Here is a 17,700-nt window from a genome sequence, read left to right on the forward strand (position 1 = left end):
GGCATGTCCGCGCCGGTCACCAATCATGCGCCGGAAGGCCGGACCACCGAAGGTGTGCCGCGCTGCCTGCGGTGTGACTACAACCTGACCGGGTTGCCGGAGCCGCGCTGCCCGGAGTGTGGGACGACGTTCGACTGGGCGGCGGTCTGGAAGGCCGCGACGAATCCGCCGCGCATCGCGTTCGAGCGGGCGCGCGGCTGGCGCAAGGTGCCCGGCTTCGTCGTCACGTGGGCCACGGTACTGTTCGCGCCGTGGATTTTCGCGCGGCAGGCTGTGCAGAAGATGAGCGTCGGGCATGCCTTGGCGTTCGTGGGGGTGTGCTTTGCAGGCACGCTGTTCGCGGCGATCTCGGGCGCCGAAGGCGAGTACATTGTCGCGTGGCTGGGTGCAGCGGCGGCGTACATCGTGCTGCAGGCGATCGGGCTGAGCCTGGTTGACGTCTCGGGCTGGGGAGCCTGGCGTGCGTCACTGCGGTTCTGGCTGCTGGTCGGGTGCTACACGTCGGCGATCATGTTGACCGAGGTGGTGTGGGGCGCGCCGATGCTCCTGTACTCGGATGTTCACGCGTGCCTGGCGGGGGCACGCCCGGACTCGTGGACGGACGAAATCTTCAGCGGTTCATTAGAGGCTGTGACCTGGTGGCTCCAGATCGCGCTTTGGCTGCTCGGCGTGGCGTGCTGCTATTTTGCCCGCCTGCGCCGGCTGCGCTGGTCGCGCGGGCTGTGCCTGTGCGCGAGCCTCGTGCTGGTGGCGGGGCTGATTCTCCTGTACTCCGCGGCCTACGAGCACGTCGGGGGCCGCGTGTACGACTGGTTTGACTGAGATCGCCGGCGGCTAGCGCAGCACGCGCTTGCGCATCCGCCGAAGCGCGATGCTGTGAAAGATGATCGTGTACGCCACCAGCAGGGCAATATCCAGCCACAACGCCGGTGGGAACTGGGCCTTGAACATCGCCCGCGAAATCTCGATCGACGGCGTCAGCGGCACGAGCGACGCGATGATATCCAGCGCCAGGTAGTGGCCGCGGATCGGGAAGAACGTGCCCGAGAAGAAGAACACCGGCGTAATCACGCCGGTCGTGAAGAACGTGAAGTTGTTGATCATCTTCACGTAGCTTGTCACGATCAGCCCGATCGCCCCCCACAGGTACCCGGTGACAAAACCCAGCACCGGCACGAGCACGCACCATGCCGTCGGCCGCACGCCGAAGATGAGCGTGACGAGCACCACCACCGTCGAGAACACCGCGCCCTTCGTCGCCGCGAACAGCAGCTCGCCGATGAACATCTCGCTGATGCGCAGGTGCGTGCCGAGCATCGCGTCGTAGGTGCGCTGGTAGACCAGCCGCACGAACGTGCCGTACGTCGTCTCGAACACGCCCGTGAACATCGGGGAGCTGACCAGCACGCCGCTAGCGACGTACGTGGCGTACGGCAGCCCGTCGAACTGGGCGCCCGGCATGAAGCTCCCCAGCCCCAGCGCGACCGCGGTGAAGAAGAAGAGCGGCTCCAGCACCGGCGGCGTCGAGTTCGCCAGCAGCGTCTTGCAGTACACGCGTACGTGCCGGTGCCACACGCCGAACAGGCTCCAGAACAGCCCGGTGCGCAGCGCGACAGACCGGCGGAGGTCGGGCGTCGGCAGGGGAGTGGTGTTCATTCGTGGAGCCCTCGGCCGGTGAAACGCAGGAACACGTCTTCGAGGTTCGCGTGCCGCAGCACCGCCGACGGAGAAGGGATGCGATCGTACAACTCCTGCAGGGCTTGCTCCGTGTTGGAGTAGAAGTAGTCGGCATCGCCGGCGTGCTCGTGGCGGATGTCGCCGTTCAGCGGCGGCACCTGCTCCAGCCCCGACGTCTGCAGGACGTACCGTTCGAGATGCTCGGTGATGAGTGCGCGGGGCGTGCCGCGCACGATGATCCGGCCCTGATCCATGATCATGACCTGGTCACTGAGCTGCTGGGCCTCTTCCATGTAGTGCGTAGTCAGCAGGATCGTCATGCCCTGGCGTTTCAACTCGCGCAGCGCCGCCCAGATCGTGTGCCGCACCTGCGGGTCGAGGCCGGTCGTCGGCTCGTCCAGGATAAGCAGATCGGGTGCGTTCAGAAGCGCGCGGGCGATCATCAGCCGCCGGACCATGCCGCCGGACAGCTCGCGGATGGTGCTTTTGGCCTTTGGCGTCAGGGCCAGCCAGTCGAGCAATTCCGCGCTGCGCCGGCGAGCGGTCGCGAAGTCGAGCCCGCAGTACAGCGCGTGCACGAGCAGCGACTCCAGCGCGTTGAGCTCTTCATCGAGGTTGTTGTCCTGGAAGACGACGCCGACGCGCGCGTTGATCCGCTTGCGGTCGCGCATGGGCGTCAGGCCGAACACCGACACCTCGCCCGCGGTCTTCTCCACCGCGCTGTAGATCATGCGCATGAGGGTCGTCTTGCCGGCGCCGTTAGGCCCGAGGAAGCCGATGCACGCGTTCGGCGCGATCTCGAAGTCGACGCCATCCACGGCCTTCACGACAGCGAAGTGCTTTGCCAACCCGCGTGCGACGACGACGGGGGCAGTGGGGGCAGCATGGTCCGCGCTATGTGATGACGAGACACTCACGTTCGCGCCTCGGGAGCAGCATTCGGGTGGCACGAACTGGCGCAGCCAGATCGTGTCCTTTGCCTGATCACGGCCTGGCTGCGCCAGACCATGCCACCCCGGTTGCGGCACTGCTCGAGAGCAGTGGCACCCAGTTGCGGCACTGCTCGCGAGCAGTGGCACACAGACTGCGCCATGCTCACCCTTACTCCAGCACCCGGATCTTGATATTCCGGTACCAGACCTTGTCGCCGTGGTCCTGCAGGTCGATGTGGCCCTTCTTCTCGCGACCGTAGTGCGGCATGTCCTTGAACTTGCTCTCGGCGACGGCCTTTTCCCACTCCGGGCTGCCGAGCTCGTACTCGACCACCTTCACGCCGTTGAGCCAGTGCTCCACGTGCCCCTTGTTCACCAGGATGCGTACCTTGTTGAAAAAGCCGATCGGCTCGGTCACGTCCTTCGACGGGGCGTACAGCGCGTAGTTCGAGCCTGCCGACGTCTTCGGGTTCTTCCCGTCCGCGTGCTCCGCGTTGTCCAGCACCTGCATTTCCGGGCCCGTCTCCCACGGCCAGCCGTACGCCTCGGAGACGTGGAAGAAGATGCCGCTGTTGCCCGCCGGCGAAATCCGCCATTCGAGTTGCAGCTCGAAATCCTCAAACTGCTCCTCGGTGATGACGTCGCCGCCCGGGCCGACGCGCACCAGGCAGCCATTGATCACCTTCCATCCATCCGGGCAAGCGTCCTTCTTGAAGCCGCGCCAGCCCTTCGTCGTCTGCCCGTCGAAGAGCAGCCGCCAGCCCGCCTGCTTCTCCTCCTCGGTCAGCATGTTCTGTGGTTCCGCCGCTGGCGGGGGGTAGACATCGCCTTTCAGGTCCATCGGCAGCGCGAGCATCGTGTACCAGATTTCCGTGCTCCACGGCTTCTCGCCGTCCGCCGACAGGCACGGCGGCAGCAGGCGCACGTAGTAGACACGCGACGGCGCCGTGCCGCTGATTTCCAGGAAGACCTTGGTGCGGTCGCCCAGCACGCTGGCGCTTTGCACCGGCACGGGGACGCCGTCGCGCACCGGGCCGACGCCGCCCTCCCAGTCGAACGGCCACTGCTCGACGTAGTACGACTCGCGCTCCCAGCCGACGCGGGGATCGAGCGGCTTGGTGAATTCGATCTCGAGCCCGTTGGCCCGCGCCCGCACGGTCCGCACCTCGAACACCGTGCGGCCGGTCGACTTCAGCGGGGGCTCTGGCCCTTCGCCGAACCGCAGCGCGGCGCCCTGCGTCACGCCGACGCTTCCGCCGATCCGCTCCGTGGCGATCCGCAGGCTCTCGGTCGGCAGGACCACCAGGCCCTGGTCGAGATACGGCTCCGGAAACGGCGTATAGACCGCGGCACCGTCGCCCTCGGTTGCGCCGCCCGGGAGCCAGGCGACTGGGTCATCGCCCAGCGGCCCGTGGACGCAGACAAAACCGTTCTTCACGAGCATGTCCGGCTCTGGCGCCAGCACGGCGCCCTTGTTAGCCACGAAACCTGGGTGGGCGCGGCCAAGCGGCCGGCCGTCGCCCGGCAGACCACGCCGCAGCGGCGGAATGATCTTCTTTTGTCCCGGCGCGGTGTCGCGCTGGGTGTCGGCGGCGTGGCCGAGCGCGGTCGGTGGGATGAGCTCGAACTTGTCCGGCGCGGCGCCCGGCGGCAGCCACTGGAGCGTCAGTTGCGCGTCGCCGTGGCCGTTGTAGTGGGCGATGCGCAGGGCGTGCTCGCCGGCGGTGAGCTCCAGCTTGACGTCCTTGGGCGTGGCGCCGTGGGGGCCGTCGTGGTCGATGCGCTGGCGGCCGTCGAGCCAGAGCAGGGCGCCGTCGTCGCTGATGAGCCGCAGCGTGTAGGTGCCGGCCTGGTCGATCTTGAGCACGCCGACGACCTCGGTGAGGAAGTTGTCTTCGAGCGGGGCGAAGTCCTTCCGCTCCGAGTTCAAGTCGAGCGTCGGAACTACCCTCACGATGTTGGGCAGTTGGTCCGGGGCCAGTTCCGGCACCCAGGCCATTTCCTGCCCGATGTCGTACCAGCGGACGAGCAGGCCGGGGGTGGTGTCGGCCAGTGCGGGGCAGGTTGCCAGGGTGGCGACGAACGCAAGGTTGATCCAGCGGGCAGCCATCGAAATCGTCTCCGTGTTCGCAGGGCCTTCGATCGCGGGTTTCCAGCATGCGGGCGCAGGGCGCGCTCCGCAGTTGCGTGGCGGGATTATAACCGCGTTCGCGGTCGAGGCGCAGTGCGCGCCGCCAGCCTACCACCCGAGACTCGGATAGTACGCACGATAGAACATGAGCACGCCGGCCGCGATCGCGATGCAGGCGCACGCGGCTGCCAGCAGACGCATCCGACGCTGGATGCGCGGGTCAAGGAGCACCGTAACCGCCAGGATGATGGTTGCGGGGACGAGCAGGTACTGAGCCAGGCCCCACGTCGATACGACACCGAGCAACGTGTTGCTGGCCTGCGCCCTGCGAATCGACGTGGCTATCTCCGCCTGTTCGGTCGGCGTCAGCGCGCGACTCGCGGGCTGGCCGTCGGGATCGCGCGGGCCGTGCAACTCGCGCCACCGGGCCTCGTTCGTTGCCAGCGATTGTCGCCATCTTGCATGACCGCTGTCCGATGTGAACTCGCGCGCCGGCAGGATCGCTCCAGCTTGCCGGTTGAGGATCTCGATTCGCACGGCGGTGATGCCCACGATTGCGGTCGTGACCACGAGCAGCAGCACGCGACCGCGACGTTGACGCGGGTGTGACGCCATCGGGCGATACGAGCCTGGCGCGTAGTTGACCACCGTGTTCATAGGGCGATGCTCCGGGTACGCTCGGATTGTGCGCGGAAAGGCACCGCGCGCCAAAACGCCGCTGCTCCAGTCCGGCCTGTGGAGGGTGACCCCGCAAACGCCCGGCGGGAGCCCGCGCTCCCTTCTCGGGTGCGCCGGGCTCCCGCCGGTGCGTGGAAATCGGGTTCTCTGCCGAGCCGGCGCGCGCTACTGCTTGTCCGCCGCCGTCACCTTCTGGCCGCCCGACTGCGTGGCGAGCAGCTTCTCCGTCTCCGTGAGCCAGCCCTCGAAGAGCTTCATCGCGTCCTCGATGTACTTGGGCGACGTCATGTCGACGCCGGCGTCCGCCAGCAGCTCGACCGGGTACTTGCTGCTGCCGCTCCTGAGGAACTTCAGGTACTTGTCGGTCGCGCCCGGCTCGTTGGCCATGATCCGTGCGACGATGTTCGACGCGGCGCAGTAGCTGGTCGCGTACTTGTACACGTAGAAGTTGCGGTAGAAGTGCGGGATGCGGATCCAGTAGTCGTTCACGAGCTCGTCGTGCGTGTAGTCCGGCCCGTAGTACTTCTTCATGATCTCGCCGTAGGCCGCGCCCATCGAGTCCGCCGTCAGCGGAATGCCCTGCTCGGCCATCTCGTGGATCTTCTGCTCGAACTCGCTGAACATGGTCTGGCGGAAGACGGTGCCGCGGAAGCCCTCGAGCAACTCGCCGAGCAGGTACAGCTTGATCTGCGGGTCCTCGATCTGCTTGAGGATGTAGTTCTCCAGCAGGATCTCGTTGGTCGTCGAGGCCACCTCGGCGCAGAAGATGTCGTAGTCGGCGTAGACGTACGGCTGGCTGCCGCGCGACAGGTTCGAGTGCATCGAGTGGCCCATCTCGTGGCACAGCGTGGAGAGATCCTCATAGCCGCCGTAGAAGTTCAGCAGGATGTACGGCTGGGTGAGGAACGTCCCGCTCGAATACGCGCCGCTCTGCTTGCCCTTGGTCGGGTACACGTCGATCCAGCGCGAATCGACGCCCTTCTTCACCTGGGCGCAGTACGCGTCGCCCAGCGGCGCGAGGGCCTTGAACATCGTGTCCACGGCCTGCTCGTAGGTGTACTCCATCTTCGCCTCGGCCGTGAGGCGCGCGTACAGGTCGTAATCGTGCGTGCCGTCGGCCAGCTTCAGCGCGTTGCGGCGCAGCGTCGTGTAGCGGTGCAGCAGCGGCAGGTTCTTGTTGACGGCCTGAATGAGGTTGTTGTAGACACCCACGGGGATGTTGCCGCCATCCAGCGCATCGGCCAGGCAGCTCTCGTAGCCGCGCGCCCGCATGTTGAAGATGTGGCCCTGGACCTCGCCGTTCAGCAGGGCGGCCGCGGTGTTGCGCACGCTCTTGTACGTGCCGGTGATGCCCTCGTAGGCGTCCTTGCGCACCCGGCGATCGGGCGAGTCCATGAAGATGTAGAACGCCGAGTCGCTCAGCTCCACCAGGTTGCCGTCCGCATCCTTGATCGTCGGGAACTTCAGGTCGGCGTTGGCCAGCAGGTTGTAGGCGGTACCCGGCGCGGAGAAGACCTGGCCGGCCAGCGCGATCAGCCGCTCCTGCTCCGCCGGCAGAATGTGCTTCTTCTGGCGGAAAAGGTTCTCCAGCGCGTGCCGATACAGGTTGAGGTCCGGGTTGGCCTGCATCCACTTGTCCAGCGTTTCCCACGGGATGGCGGTCAACTCGGGCTCAACCCAGGCGGTCGCCTCACCGAATTTCACGGCCAGGCCGCGCAGCCGGTCCTGCAGGGCCTGGTACTTGTTGTCGCGCGTGTCCTCGTCGCCGCGCAGAAAGGCGTACACCATGGTCTTCTCGGCGCGCGGCGAGACATCGTCCCGGAACTTGAAGAACTTCAGCAGCGTATCGGCACTCTCGCCCAGCTTGCCCTGGTACGCCGCCAGCTTGGGGATCTCCGCTTCGAGCGCCTTGAAGTCCGCCTCCCAGGCATCGTCGTCCGGGTAGATGTTTTCCGTGGCCCACAGGTACTTCTTGTCGATCTCCTTCCGCTCCGGGACCTTCTTCTCTTCGGCCATGGTGGTGCTCACGGGGGCCAGGATCAGGATCGCGACGAACAGCCCGCTCGTCGCCCAACGCAGCCAGGTGCATCGCAGCTTCATGGTGAGTTCTCACGGCGGGCAGTCCGAGCGCGGTTCGCCGGACGACCCCGCGTATCGTCCCGGCGAAGTGTCAGAACCAGCGAGGGTAGCCGCCGCCCGCTTGGGAGGCAAGCTGGTCCGACAATTCGCGACGAGCGGCGGCGTTGTCGGTGTTGCGCCTACGCGGCCGCGTGGCGGCCGGGCGGCCGGGGCTGCCCGGAGCGGCATGGCGACAGTTTCCGCTTGCTTTCGCGCGCGGGAGTTCGGTACAAGGAAGGTAAGTGGGCGGCGGCCTGTCACCCGCGTGGCTATGATCGTCTGCGGCGGGGCAGGGTAGACATGTCCGCGACGGATGCGGAGAGGCCAGGGAGCAGAGCATGAGACGGTGCTGGATCGCGGGTTTGTTTGCACTTGGCCTGGGGGTTGCGGCCGCCTGGGCGGAGCCGCTCTACGTGGACGACGACGGCGCGGCCGATCCCGGGCCGGGCGACCCGCTGCTCAGCGATCCGCTCGAGGACGGCAGCCTGGCGCACCCGTTTGATGCGCTGCAGGAGGCGCTCGACGCGGCGCTGCCGGGCACGGAAGTGCTCGTGGCGGACGGCCTGTACACCGGTGTCGGCAATCGCGACCTCGACTTCCGCGGCAAGGCACTGACGCTGCGCTCCCTCAGCGGCGATCCCACGCTGTGCATCATCGACTGCGGGCTGGCGGGGCGCGGCTTCACGTTTCGCAGCGGCGAGAGCCGCGCGACGGTGATCCAGGGGTTCACGATCCGGACGGCGTTCCACGCGGCGAGCGGTGGCGGCCTGTATTGCGTGCAGAGCGGGCCGACGGTCCGGGACTGCATCATCACGAATTGCCGCGCGGGCGCGTATGGCGGCGCGCTGTACTCCACCGGCAACCTCAGCCGGCCACTACTGATCAACTGCACGCTTTCGAACAACACGGCCAACGCCGGCGGCGGCATGTACTGCGCGGATGGGAGCTGGGCCTCCCTGGAAGCCTGCACACTGGCCGACAACGTGGCGCCGTACGGCGGCGGCGGGTATTGTCGCGACGTGAGCCGGGTGAATCTGACGAATTGCACGCTGGTGCGGAACCGCGGGACGCTGGGCGGCGCGCTGCTGTGCCAGATCTCGGCCAGCCCGACCCTGCGCAACTGCCTGCTCGGCGGGAACCGGGCCACCCGCTGGGGCGCGGGCGTAATGTGCGCGACCGGCAGCAGTCCCTGGCTGATCCACTGCGCGCTGGTGGGCAACGTCGCGGGTGACGACGGCGGCGGCGTGTACGCCCGCGATGCGAGCAACCCCGTGCTGGTCGGCTGCACCCTGACGGAGAACGTATCGGACCTCGGCGGTGCGTTGTCCGGCGCGGGCGAGTCCTACCTGCGGGTCAAGAACAGCATCATCTGGTTCAATCTGCCCTCCGCGTTCAACATCGTCTCGGGAGTGCTCGACGTGAGCTACAGCGACGTCTTCGGCGGCGTCGCGGGAGTCGGCAACATCGACGACGACCCGCTGTTCATCGATCCCCCGGGGCCCGGTCCCGACGGTGCGTGGGGGACGCTCGACGACGCGTACGGCGACCTGCGGCTGTCGGCAGGGACGCGCTGCATCGATGCCGGCGACAACGCCGATCCGCCGCGCGACGAGTTGGACGTCGACGGTGACGAGTGCACGACCGAGCCGTTGCCGGTGGATCTGGCGGGCTGCGCGCGCTACGTCGACGATCCCGAGACCGACGACCTGGGGCGCGGCAGCGCGCCGCTGGTGGACATGGGCGCCTACGAATTCGGCGCGACCGCGGAGTTGCCGGCAACGCCCTGCACCGGCGATGTCAACTGCGACGGGGCGGTCGACGAGTCGGACGTGACGCCGTTCGTGCTCGCGCTCTGCAATCCGCCCCTGCACGCCACCCTGTTCCCGGGCTGCGCGCTGCAGACGGCGGACCTGAACAACGATGGCGTGCTCGACTTCGCCGACATCAACCCGTTCGTGGCGGTGCTGAGCGAGCGGTAAGTCCGCGGCTTCACACTTCCCGGAACCGCGCCGTGAAGTGCCGCAGCGAAGGCGGCGCGGCGACGATCTCCAGGGGCCGGAGCTGGTCGCGCACCTGGTACAGATCGATCAGCGCTTCGATCACGTAATCGATGTGGCTCTGCGTGTAGACGCGGCGCGGGATCGCCAGGCGCACAAGTTCCATCGGCGGAGCCTGCCCATTCTCCCCGAACATGACGCTGCCGATTTCGACCGCGCGGATGCCGGCCTGGCGGTAGAGACCCACCACCAGGGCCTGCCCCGGGAACTGCGCGGGTGGAATATGCGGCGCGAAGTGCTTCGCATCGATGTAGATCGCGTGCCCGCCGGGCGGTTCGACAATCTGGATGCCGGCGGCCAGCAGTTTCTCGCCCAGGTACGCGGTGCTGCGGATGCGGTAGCGCAGGTAGTCGTCGTGCACGACCTCCTCGAACCCCTGCGCCATCGCTTCCAGATCGCGGCCCGCCAGCCCGCCATAGGTGATGAAGCCCTCGGTCAGAATGAGCAGCTCGTCGGCGCGCTGGACCAGCGCCGGATCGCGCAGCAGCAGCAGCCCGCCGATGTTCACGATGCCGTCCTTCTTCGCGCTGATCGTCGCGCCGTCCGCGAGGTCGAACATGTCGCGGACGATGTCGCGCACGCCGCGCTCCTGCTGCCCCGGCTCGCGCTGCTTGATGAACCAGGCGTTCTCGGCGAACCGGCACGCGTCGAGGAAGAACGGCAGCTTGTAGCGGTCGCAGATCTGCCGCACGCCGCGCAGGTTTTCCAGGCTGACCGGCTGGCCGCCGCCGCTGTTGTTGGTGACCGTCATCATGACGACCGGGATGTGGGCGGGGCCGACCTCCTTGATTAGCGCCTCGAGCCGCGCGAGATCCATATTGCCCTTGAACGGGTGGCGCGTCGTCGGCTGGCGGCCCTCGGCGATGACCAGGTCGAGGGCCTGGGCGCCGGTGTGTTCGATGTTGGCGCGGGTCGTGTCGAAGTGGCTGTTGCTGGGCACCACCTTGCCCGGGCCGCCCACCAGCTCGAACAGGATGCGTTCGCTGGCGCGGCCCTGGTGCGTCGGCAGAATGTGCTCGAAGCCGGTGAGCTCGTGGATCTTGTCACGCAGGACGAACCAGCTCTTGGCGCCGGCGTACGACTCGTCGCCGCGCATGATGCCGGCCCACTGCAGGCTGCTCATCGCGCCGGTGCCGCTGTCCGTGAGCAGGTCGATCAGCACGTCCTCCGCGCGGATCAGGAACAGGTTGAAACCGGCCTCCCGCAGAATCTGCTCGCGCTCGGGGCGCGTGGTCATGCGGATCGGCTCAACGACCTTGATGCGAAACGGTTCGATAATGGTCTTCATGAGGTTTTTCCACTCAGGTACTGCGGGTTTGGCTGACGCGCATCATGGGATCCACGCGCGGAGCGGTTCCAGATGGCGCGCGGCGTCGGGGCCGGCCACAGCTTCGAATTCGCCCCGCTCATACGCCTGTGCCACGGCCTGCTCATACTGCGTTGTCCGCGTCCGGACGAGTTGACTCACAATCGGCAAAGACACGCTTAGCACGGCACAACTGATGACGGCGCCCGCGCTCACCCGCGCCAGGCGCACGCCGCGCGCTGCCGGCCAAAGCGCTGCGAGCCACGGCAGCGCGAGCGCGGCCAGCGCCGGCAGCAGCGGCAGGTACGGCCAGCCGCCGTCCGCCGTTCCGAGCCGCCGCAAATCCTCGCTCCCCGGCGCGAGTGCGAAGCGCGACCATGCCAGGCCGCCCGCCACGATCACCACGCCGAGCACCAGCCCGAACAGCACCGCGCGCCGCGTCAGCGCGCCTGGCCGCGCTGCACGTATCCAGAACCACGCCGTCAACAGCGCCGTCACGATGCTGCCAGCCAGCCCGCCGGCGATCCACAAGGCGGCCCCGAGCATGTCCCGCAGCCGGTCGTGGGCGCGCGAGTCGAGCTCGGGGCCCTCGGTCGTGCCGAACAGCGGCAGCGGCGCGCCGCGCTGCGCGGCGCTGTCGCGATAAGCGGCGCGCCAGGCGCGCAACGCGTCCGCCACTTCCGGCGGCGCGGCCGGCGCCGTGGTCGCCGGGCCGGAAGCCGGTGCCGTCTCGGCCACGAGGTGCCGGATCAGCAGGTCGGCTGCCAGCAACCGCAACGACGGCGGTCCCGGATCAAGCGTCCATTGACGCAGCACACGGCGCAGCAGACGCCGGCACAGGTCGGCCCCCGCCGTGTCCCCCATGTTCTGGCGGGTGGCGGCCAACTGCTGCACACGGTCCACCAAGTACTGCAAGAAGGGCCCGTGCGGCTCGCCGAACTGAATCTCGGCGCTGCGGCGGGCCGTACCGGGGCCAAGCCCCAGGCCCGTGAACAGCCGGGTCCGGGCGGCGAACTGCTCGGGCAGGAACAGGCTGAACGACGCGTCCTGCATGTCGGCGAAATAGGGCCCGAAGGTCGGCCACCACTGGTCGATCGGCACGCGAAGCTGCTCGAGCTGGAGCATCGTCAGGGCCGCCAACTGCAGGCGGACCGCGTACGTCTGGGTGATCATCGCCGCCCCGGCGCGCGCGTCCTCGAACAACTCCGCGAGCCTTTCGGGCGCGCGACGGGCGGTGTTGATGTGCACGCTGATGATCTTCAGCAGGTCACCGCTGCGCGTGGGCGCATCGAAGGCCGCGCGGGCGGCGCGAAAACTGCCGTCCAGCGCCTCCGGCTTGATCCGCGCCAGGGATCGCAAGGGAAGCTGGTTCCACGCCGCGCGCAGGCTTACGCCGCCGATGATCGCCACCACCATGATCGCCAGCAGAAGCGCCAGCCGGCCGAGCGCAAAACCGGTGGCCGGCGGCGGCGCCGAAGGCGTCGCGGTGTGAGGTGTGTGCCGCTTGCGCATGTGGAAAAGCTACGCGGGCGCGCGGCGGCGGGCAAGCGGGGCGCGGCGGGCTAGGCGCGGCTGGCGCGGCAGACCAGGCCGATCAGGCGGTAGACCAGCTTCGCCGCCAGGAACTCGGTGACCGTGCCGGGCGGCAGCGGGCAGACCTCGACGACGTCGGCCGCGACGATGCGCCGCGTACGGGTGACCGCCGCGAGCAGGTCGGTGACGTGGTACCAGTCCAGGCCGCCGGGTTCGGGCGTACCTGTGCCGGGCGCGTAGGCCGGATCGAAGCCATCGATGTCGATGGTGACGTAGACCGTGCTGCTCAGCTCCGCGACGGCGCTGTCGATCCACGTCGCCGACTCGTGGCACGTACGGCCGCTGAAGATCGGCTTGCGCGCCTCGCGGATGAAGCGCGCCTCGGCGGCGGAGTAGTTGCGGATCCCGACGCCGACGGCGGGCACGCCGAGTTCGTGGATCCGGCGCATGACGCTGGCGTGGCTGTACGGCGTGCCCTGGTATTCGTCGCGCAGATCCGCGTGCGCGTCGATCTGCAGCACGCTCAAGTCCTTGTAGCGGCTGTGCACCGCGCGCACCAGGCCGGACGAAATGCTGTGCTCACCGCCGAGGCCGATCAGGAACTTGCCGTCGCGGACGACGTGGCGGGCGGCGGCGTAGACGCGGGCGTGCATCTCGGCGGGGCCGCGTGCGTCGGGCTCGAGCGCTTCCAGTGTCGCCACGCCGGCGTGATGGCTCTCGCGCCCGAGTTGCTCGTCATACAGCTCGACCTGTTGGGACGCCGTGATCATGGCGCGCGGGCCGTGGCGCGTGCCGGCGCCGAAGCTGGTCGTGGCTTCGTACGGGATCGGCAGCACGACGAAGCGCGCGCGGGCGTAATCGGCATCGCGCGCGGGCAGGCCGAGGAAGTTGTCGGGGATGCTCGCAGCCACGCGGGCTACTCGAACAAGAAGATGGCCGCGGCGACGACGGTTGTCCACTTGCCGTTCTTGTCGCCTTCGGCGGTCTGGACGACGGCCCGCGTTTGAACGATCTGGCCGCTCATCTTGTACACTTCGCGGCGGGCGTCGTACGCGAGGTCGGGGTCGAACTCGATGCCGAGGGTTGTGGCCAGCATGCTCGCGGCCATGTCCTCGACGAAGTCAGCGGTCTTCTTCTCGGTCATGCCGTAGCCGTGGTGCTCGGAGATGTAGCCGAACTGGTCGCCCTTGGCAGGGATGGCGAGACCGATACCGGCGGAGACGAGGCGATTGGGTTCGTCGGTTCGCGCTTCCGCCATGACGCAGAACGTGATCTGGCCGGGGATCAGTTTGGCCAGGCCCGCTTTGCGTGGGATGATCTTGCAGCCGGGCGGGTAGATGCTCGAAACCTTGACCAGGTTGCACTGGGCGATGCCGGCGTCGCGCAGCGCGGCCTCGAATGACTCGAGATTGTGCCGATGCTTGCCCACGCCCGCGGTGAAGAAGACACGCTTGGGGACCATCAAATCCATCAAAGAGCCTCCTGTCCGGCAGCACGCGCCGTCACGCGACAGGGGTCGGTTCGCCGCCTCGGCGACCAGGCCGAGGGCGACACGACGAACGTCCCGCAAAGGGGGCGAATTATAGCAACTACGGTCGCGGTCACAACGCAAGCGCCGAAAAAACGCGCCGCCGTTCACGCGCCCCGCGGCCGGCCACCGCCCGTTTGGCGGCTGCGAATTTGTTTTCAATACTTGAGGTGGAGCCGGGTGCCCGGGCTTCGGCCCGGACCCCATGTCCGGGAGCCGGACGTCAGTGTGCGATCCGGAGGAGAGGAGTCTTTCCGGAGAAGGGCCGGTGCCCGCAGTGGGCGCCGGCCTTGTTTTGCGCGCGCCTCCGCCGATAATGCGCGGCGCCCTGGGCCGTGCCGGCTCCCCTCACGCAGCGCTCGACCGGTGCGCGTCCCGCCGGAGAGCGCCGATGTACGCCGCGATCAACGCCTGGACCTTCCCGCCGCCGACTCCACCCGCGGAACAACTGGCCTTGGCAGCGACAGCGGGCTTCGCGGGTTGCGAGCTGGTCGTCGCCGACGAAGGCCCGCTGCGGCCCGATACGCCCACGGGCGAGTTTGCGCGACTGGCCCGGCACGCCGCCAGCCTCGGCGTACGCATCGCCGGCCTCGCGAACGGACTATTCTGGCGGTTCAACTACGCCGCTCCGCACGCCGCGGATCGGCAGCGCGCCCATGAGCTGACCCTGCAACTCCTGGATCGCGCGGCCGCGGCGCAGGCCGGCGCGGTGCTGGTCGTGCCGGCGGTGGTCGGCAAGGCCGGCGATCCGCGTCCCGGCGTCACTTACTCCGACGCGCTGCTGCGAACCTATGACGCACTTGCCGAGTTGCGTTTCGCCGCCGAAGCGCGCGCGGTCGTGCTCGCGCTGGAAAACGTCTGGAACCGCTTCCTCCTGTCGCCGGTCGAGGCGGCGGACCTGCTCGATCGCATCAACTCGCCGTACGTGGGCTTCTATCTCGACACGGGCAACCTCCTGCCGTACGGCTACCCGGAGGATTGGATCGCCACGCTAGGCGGCCGCATCGCGCGGGTCCACGCGAAGGACTATGATCTGCAGCGCCCGGGGCCGGCGGGCTTCTGTCCGCTGGGTTCCGGCAGCGTGAACTGGCCCGCCGTCGTCCGCGCGCTGGCGGCGTGCGGGTATGATGGACCGCTGACCTACGAAGGGCCGGGCGATCCGGGCGAAGTCTGCCGCCGGCTGAAGAACATCCTGGCCGGGCGGCCCGCGTGTGAGGTGCAAGCATGAAACTGGATTGTGCAGCGCTGCGGGCCGGTCGCACGGTGGCCGATGGCGGCTGGTCCACACAGCTCCAGATGCGCGGCGTCCCGGGCGATGTCATGGCGGAGACCGCGAACGTCACGCACGCCGAGATTGTTCTGGAACTCGCGCAGACCTATCTCGACGCCGGGGCGCAGTTCATCACGACCAACACCTTCGCGGCCAACCGCTTCGGCGTGGAGCGGCGCGAGCTGACGATCAGCGTGGAGGAGTTGAACCGGCGCGGCGCCGAGTTGGCGCGCACGGCCGTGGGCGAGCGTGCTGCCTTCGTCGCCGGCTCGATGGGGCCGAGCGGGAAGATCATGGCGGTGCGCGAGGCGACGCCGGAGCAGCTTACTCCGGTATTCGTCGAGCAGGCGACCGCGCTGGCGGCGGGGGGTGTGGACGTCATCGTGCTGGAGACGTTTTCGGAGCTGGCGGAGATCCTGCTGGCGCTCCGCGCGGTGAAGGATGCGACCGGTTTGCCGGTGATCGCCAGCATGTCGTTTGACGCCGGCCCGCAGCGGACGCGGACGATGATGGGGGCGCAGGCGGGGGAGTGCGCGACGGCGTTGGAGGATGCCGGTGCAGACATCATCGGCTGCAACTGCGGCAGCGGCATCAACCACGTGCTGCCGGCGGTGGTCGCGTTGCGGGCGGCGACGAGCCTGCCGCTGTGGGTGAAGCCGAACGCGGGTCTGCCGGAGCTCGAAGACGGCCGCGCGGTGTGGAAGCAGACGCCGGAGGAGTTCGCCGGGTTCGTGCCGCAGCTCCTCGACGCGGGCGCGAATATCATCGGTGGCTGCTGCGGCAGCGGCCCGGAGCATATCCGCCGGGTGGCAAAGGTCGTCGCCAGGCACAAGTGACTCGCTGCCACTGCTCTGGAGCAGTGCCGCCCATCACTTCGGTAGCTGCACCCCCAGATCGCTGGTCGTGAACAGCGCCGCAAAGCGCAGGCCCGCCGCTTCGATCGCCGCCTTGCCGCCTTCCTGCCGATCGATCGTGACGACGACTTCTGTGACTTGTGCGCCGGCGTCGTGGAGTGTCTTGCACGCCTCGATCGCCTGGCCGCCGGACGTGGCGATATCCTCGACCAGCAGCACGTGCTCGCCCTTTTCGAGCCGCCCCTCGATGAGCTTGCCCGTGCCGTAGCCGGCCTTCTTCGAGTTGCGCACGATCACGAACGGCTTGCCCGTTTCCAGCGCCGTCGCCGCCGCCAGCGCGATGCCGCCGAGTTCGGCGCCCGCGATGCGATCCACCTCCGGCGTAACGTGCCGGGCGAAGCGGCGCGCCAGCTCACGGAGCAGCGCCGGCTGCGTCTCGAACAGATACTTGTCGAGGTAGTACTTGCTCTTGCGTCCGGAGCGGAGCGTGAAATCGCCTTCGAGCAGGGCGGCGGCCTTCAGGGCCTGGGCCAGTTCGGCATCGGTCATGTTCAACCTCTCTTCGTACTGCCGCGCGTCGTCCGGCGGGCGCCGCGCCGCGCAGGCTGTGGGGCGGCGACACCACTCGGCTCGGCCGGTTGGGCAATCGGTCGGCCCGCCGGCGGCGCCAGCGTCTGGGCGAGCTGCGTGACGCCTTCGCGACCGAAGCGCAGCACCAGCTCGAACAGGCTGCTCATGGTAGCGAGAAAGCCCTGGAGCTCGTCAAGGCGCTGGCGGTAGCTGCGCGCCGCGGCGGCGTCGCGCACGCTGTCCGGGCGGGCATCCGCGATCATCGCGCGGCAGCGGTCGATGGTGGCGATGATCGGCTCGACCTCGCGCCGCCGGCGTTCGCGCATGATGGTCTCGAACATGTGCCACACGTCGACGTCGGCCTGGAAGTACTCCTTGCGGTCGCCGAGTTGGTGCACCCGTTCGACCAGGCCCCAGTCGACGAGGGCCCGCAGGTTCATGCTGGTGTTGCCGCGTGAGACGTGGAGCTGGGCCATGATGTCGTCGGTGCACAGTGGCCGGTCGGAGACAAACAGCAGGGCGTGCATCTCGGCCATGGTGCGGTTGATGCCCCAGTAGCCGCCCATTTCGCCCCAGCGGCGGACGAGCAAGGAGCGGGACTCGGCCAGCGGGTCCGGCATGGCAGTCTCCTTTGAACTTTCAGAACTAATTGAACATAGCGCCCGCCGGCCAAATATCAAGCTGGAACAAGCGGTCAGCGATCAGCGGTCAGCCTTCAGCCAGACTGGCATCCGCGCCGGACACCTCAAACCTCCGGCGTTGCCCTGGGGGGGAGCAAAGCCTCCGCCTTGCTGTCTGTGGCAGCGGCGTCTCGCCGGTGAGCCTCGCCGGTGACTCGCGGGGTGGTGCGGGCGTCTCGCCCGCCGCAGTGTCAATCCGACTCGTGCCCGGTCGTTGCGCTGGATACGATCGGCACGCTACGTCGCAGCCGCTTTCCTTTTGGGCTCCGGAGATTTCCCGCACGGGCATCACGGAAATGTACGGAACGTGGAATACCCTCGAGTCAGAGGGCTCGGCGGTGATGGAGGCCGACGCGACGAGCGGTG

The 17,700-nt window shown here is 68.1% G+C and carries 15 protein-coding genes; 4 read left to right on the forward strand and 11 right to left on the reverse strand.

Features of this window, described 5'->3' with window-relative positions:
* Nucleotides 1–3: 3 nt before the first annotated feature.
* Nucleotides 4–822: a hypothetical protein gene (locus KA383_05640; GenBank protein ID MBP7745595.1), complete on the forward strand. Its 819-nt coding sequence runs from the start codon at nucleotides 4–6 to the stop codon at nucleotides 820–822.
* 12 nt (nucleotides 823–834) lie between these two features.
* Here KA383_05640 and KA383_05645 read toward each other — a convergent pair whose 3' ends face one another.
* From KA383_05645 to pepF, 5 genes are all read right to left on the reverse strand, one after another.
* Nucleotides 835–1,656, reverse strand: coding sequence for an ABC transporter permease (locus KA383_05645; GenBank protein ID MBP7745596.1), 822 nt, complete (start codon nucleotides 1,654–1,656; stop codon nucleotides 835–837).
* A complete protein-coding gene (locus KA383_05650) occupies nucleotides 1,653–2,594 on the reverse strand; it encodes an ABC transporter ATP-binding protein (GenBank protein MBP7745597.1) in 942 nt (313 codons plus the stop codon). The genes KA383_05645 and KA383_05650 overlap by 4 nt, the downstream gene beginning before the upstream one ends.
* A 184-nt stretch (nucleotides 2,595–2,778) precedes the next feature.
* The gene (locus tag KA383_05655) at nucleotides 2,779–4,719 is read right to left on the reverse strand and encodes a DUF1080 domain-containing protein (protein MBP7745598.1); all 1,941 of its coding nucleotides are present in this window, start codon (nucleotides 4,717–4,719) and stop codon (nucleotides 2,779–2,781) included.
* Between the two features lie 129 nt (nucleotides 4,720–4,848).
* Nucleotides 4,849–5,397 (reverse strand): hypothetical protein, encoded by a 549-nt coding sequence (locus tag KA383_05660; protein ID MBP7745599.1) that lies wholly within the window; start codon nucleotides 5,395–5,397, stop codon nucleotides 4,849–4,851.
* Nucleotides 5,398–5,583: 186 nt separating this feature from the next.
* Entirely contained in the window at nucleotides 5,584–7,518 is a 1,935-nt protein-coding gene (gene pepF, locus KA383_05665) for an oligoendopeptidase F (GenBank protein MBP7745600.1), read from the reverse strand.
* 356 nt (nucleotides 7,519–7,874) lie between these two features.
* Here pepF and KA383_05670 point away from each other — a divergent pair, with 356 nt between their 5' ends.
* Nucleotides 7,875–9,515 (forward strand): right-handed parallel beta-helix repeat-containing protein, encoded by a 1,641-nt coding sequence (locus KA383_05670; protein MBP7745601.1) that lies wholly within the window; start codon nucleotides 7,875–7,877, stop codon nucleotides 9,513–9,515.
* 10 nt (nucleotides 9,516–9,525) lie between these two features.
* Here the strand turns inward: KA383_05670 and KA383_05675 are convergent, their stop codons facing one another.
* From KA383_05675 to KA383_05690, 4 genes are read right to left on the reverse strand one after another with little or no spacing between them, the layout of a single operon-like run.
* Entirely contained in the window at nucleotides 9,526–10,881 is a 1,356-nt protein-coding gene (locus KA383_05675) for a tryptophanase (protein ID MBP7745602.1), read from the reverse strand.
* Nucleotides 10,882–10,923: 42 nt separating this feature from the next.
* On the reverse strand, nucleotides 10,924–12,411 hold the full coding sequence (locus KA383_05680) for a hypothetical protein (protein ID MBP7745603.1): 1,488 nt from the start codon (nucleotides 12,409–12,411) through the stop codon (nucleotides 10,924–10,926).
* Between the two features lie 50 nt (nucleotides 12,412–12,461).
* On the reverse strand, nucleotides 12,462–13,343 hold the full coding sequence (gene speB / locus KA383_05685; protein MBP7745604.1) for an agmatinase: 882 nt from the start codon (nucleotides 13,341–13,343) through the stop codon (nucleotides 12,462–12,464).
* 5 nt (nucleotides 13,344–13,348) lie between these two features.
* Nucleotides 13,349–13,894 carry an arginine decarboxylase, pyruvoyl-dependent gene (locus KA383_05690; GenBank protein ID MBP7745605.1) on the reverse strand — a complete coding sequence of 182 codons (546 nt, stop codon included), beginning with the start codon at nucleotides 13,892–13,894 and terminating at the stop codon, nucleotides 13,349–13,351.
* 457 nt (nucleotides 13,895–14,351) lie between these two features.
* Between KA383_05690 and KA383_05695 the strand changes: the two genes are divergently transcribed.
* Nucleotides 14,352–15,188 (forward strand): sugar phosphate isomerase/epimerase, encoded by an 837-nt coding sequence (locus tag KA383_05695; protein MBP7745606.1) that lies wholly within the window; start codon nucleotides 14,352–14,354, stop codon nucleotides 15,186–15,188.
* Nucleotides 15,185–16,066, forward strand: a complete 882-nt coding sequence (locus KA383_05700; protein ID MBP7745607.1) for a homocysteine S-methyltransferase family protein — start codon at nucleotides 15,185–15,187, stop codon at nucleotides 16,064–16,066. The genes KA383_05695 and KA383_05700 overlap by 4 nt, the downstream gene beginning before the upstream one ends.
* Before the next feature lie 33 nt (nucleotides 16,067–16,099).
* Here KA383_05700 and pyrE read toward each other — a convergent pair whose 3' ends face one another.
* Both pyrE and KA383_05710 read right to left on the reverse strand, forming a co-directional pair.
* The gene (pyrE, locus tag KA383_05705; protein MBP7745608.1) at nucleotides 16,100–16,633 is read right to left on the reverse strand and encodes an orotate phosphoribosyltransferase; all 534 of its coding nucleotides are present in this window, start codon (nucleotides 16,631–16,633) and stop codon (nucleotides 16,100–16,102) included.
* A gap of 2 nt (nucleotides 16,634–16,635) precedes the next feature.
* Nucleotides 16,636–17,274 carry a MarR family transcriptional regulator gene (locus KA383_05710; protein ID MBP7745609.1) on the reverse strand — a complete coding sequence of 213 codons (639 nt, stop codon included), beginning with the start codon at nucleotides 17,272–17,274 and terminating at the stop codon, nucleotides 16,636–16,638.
* Between the last annotated feature and the right edge of the window lie 426 nt (nucleotides 17,275–17,700).

The sequence above is a fragment of the Phycisphaerae bacterium genome, assembly GCA_017999985.1.
Lineage (GTDB): Bacteria > Planctomycetota > Phycisphaerae > UBA1845 > Fen-1342 > JAGNKU01.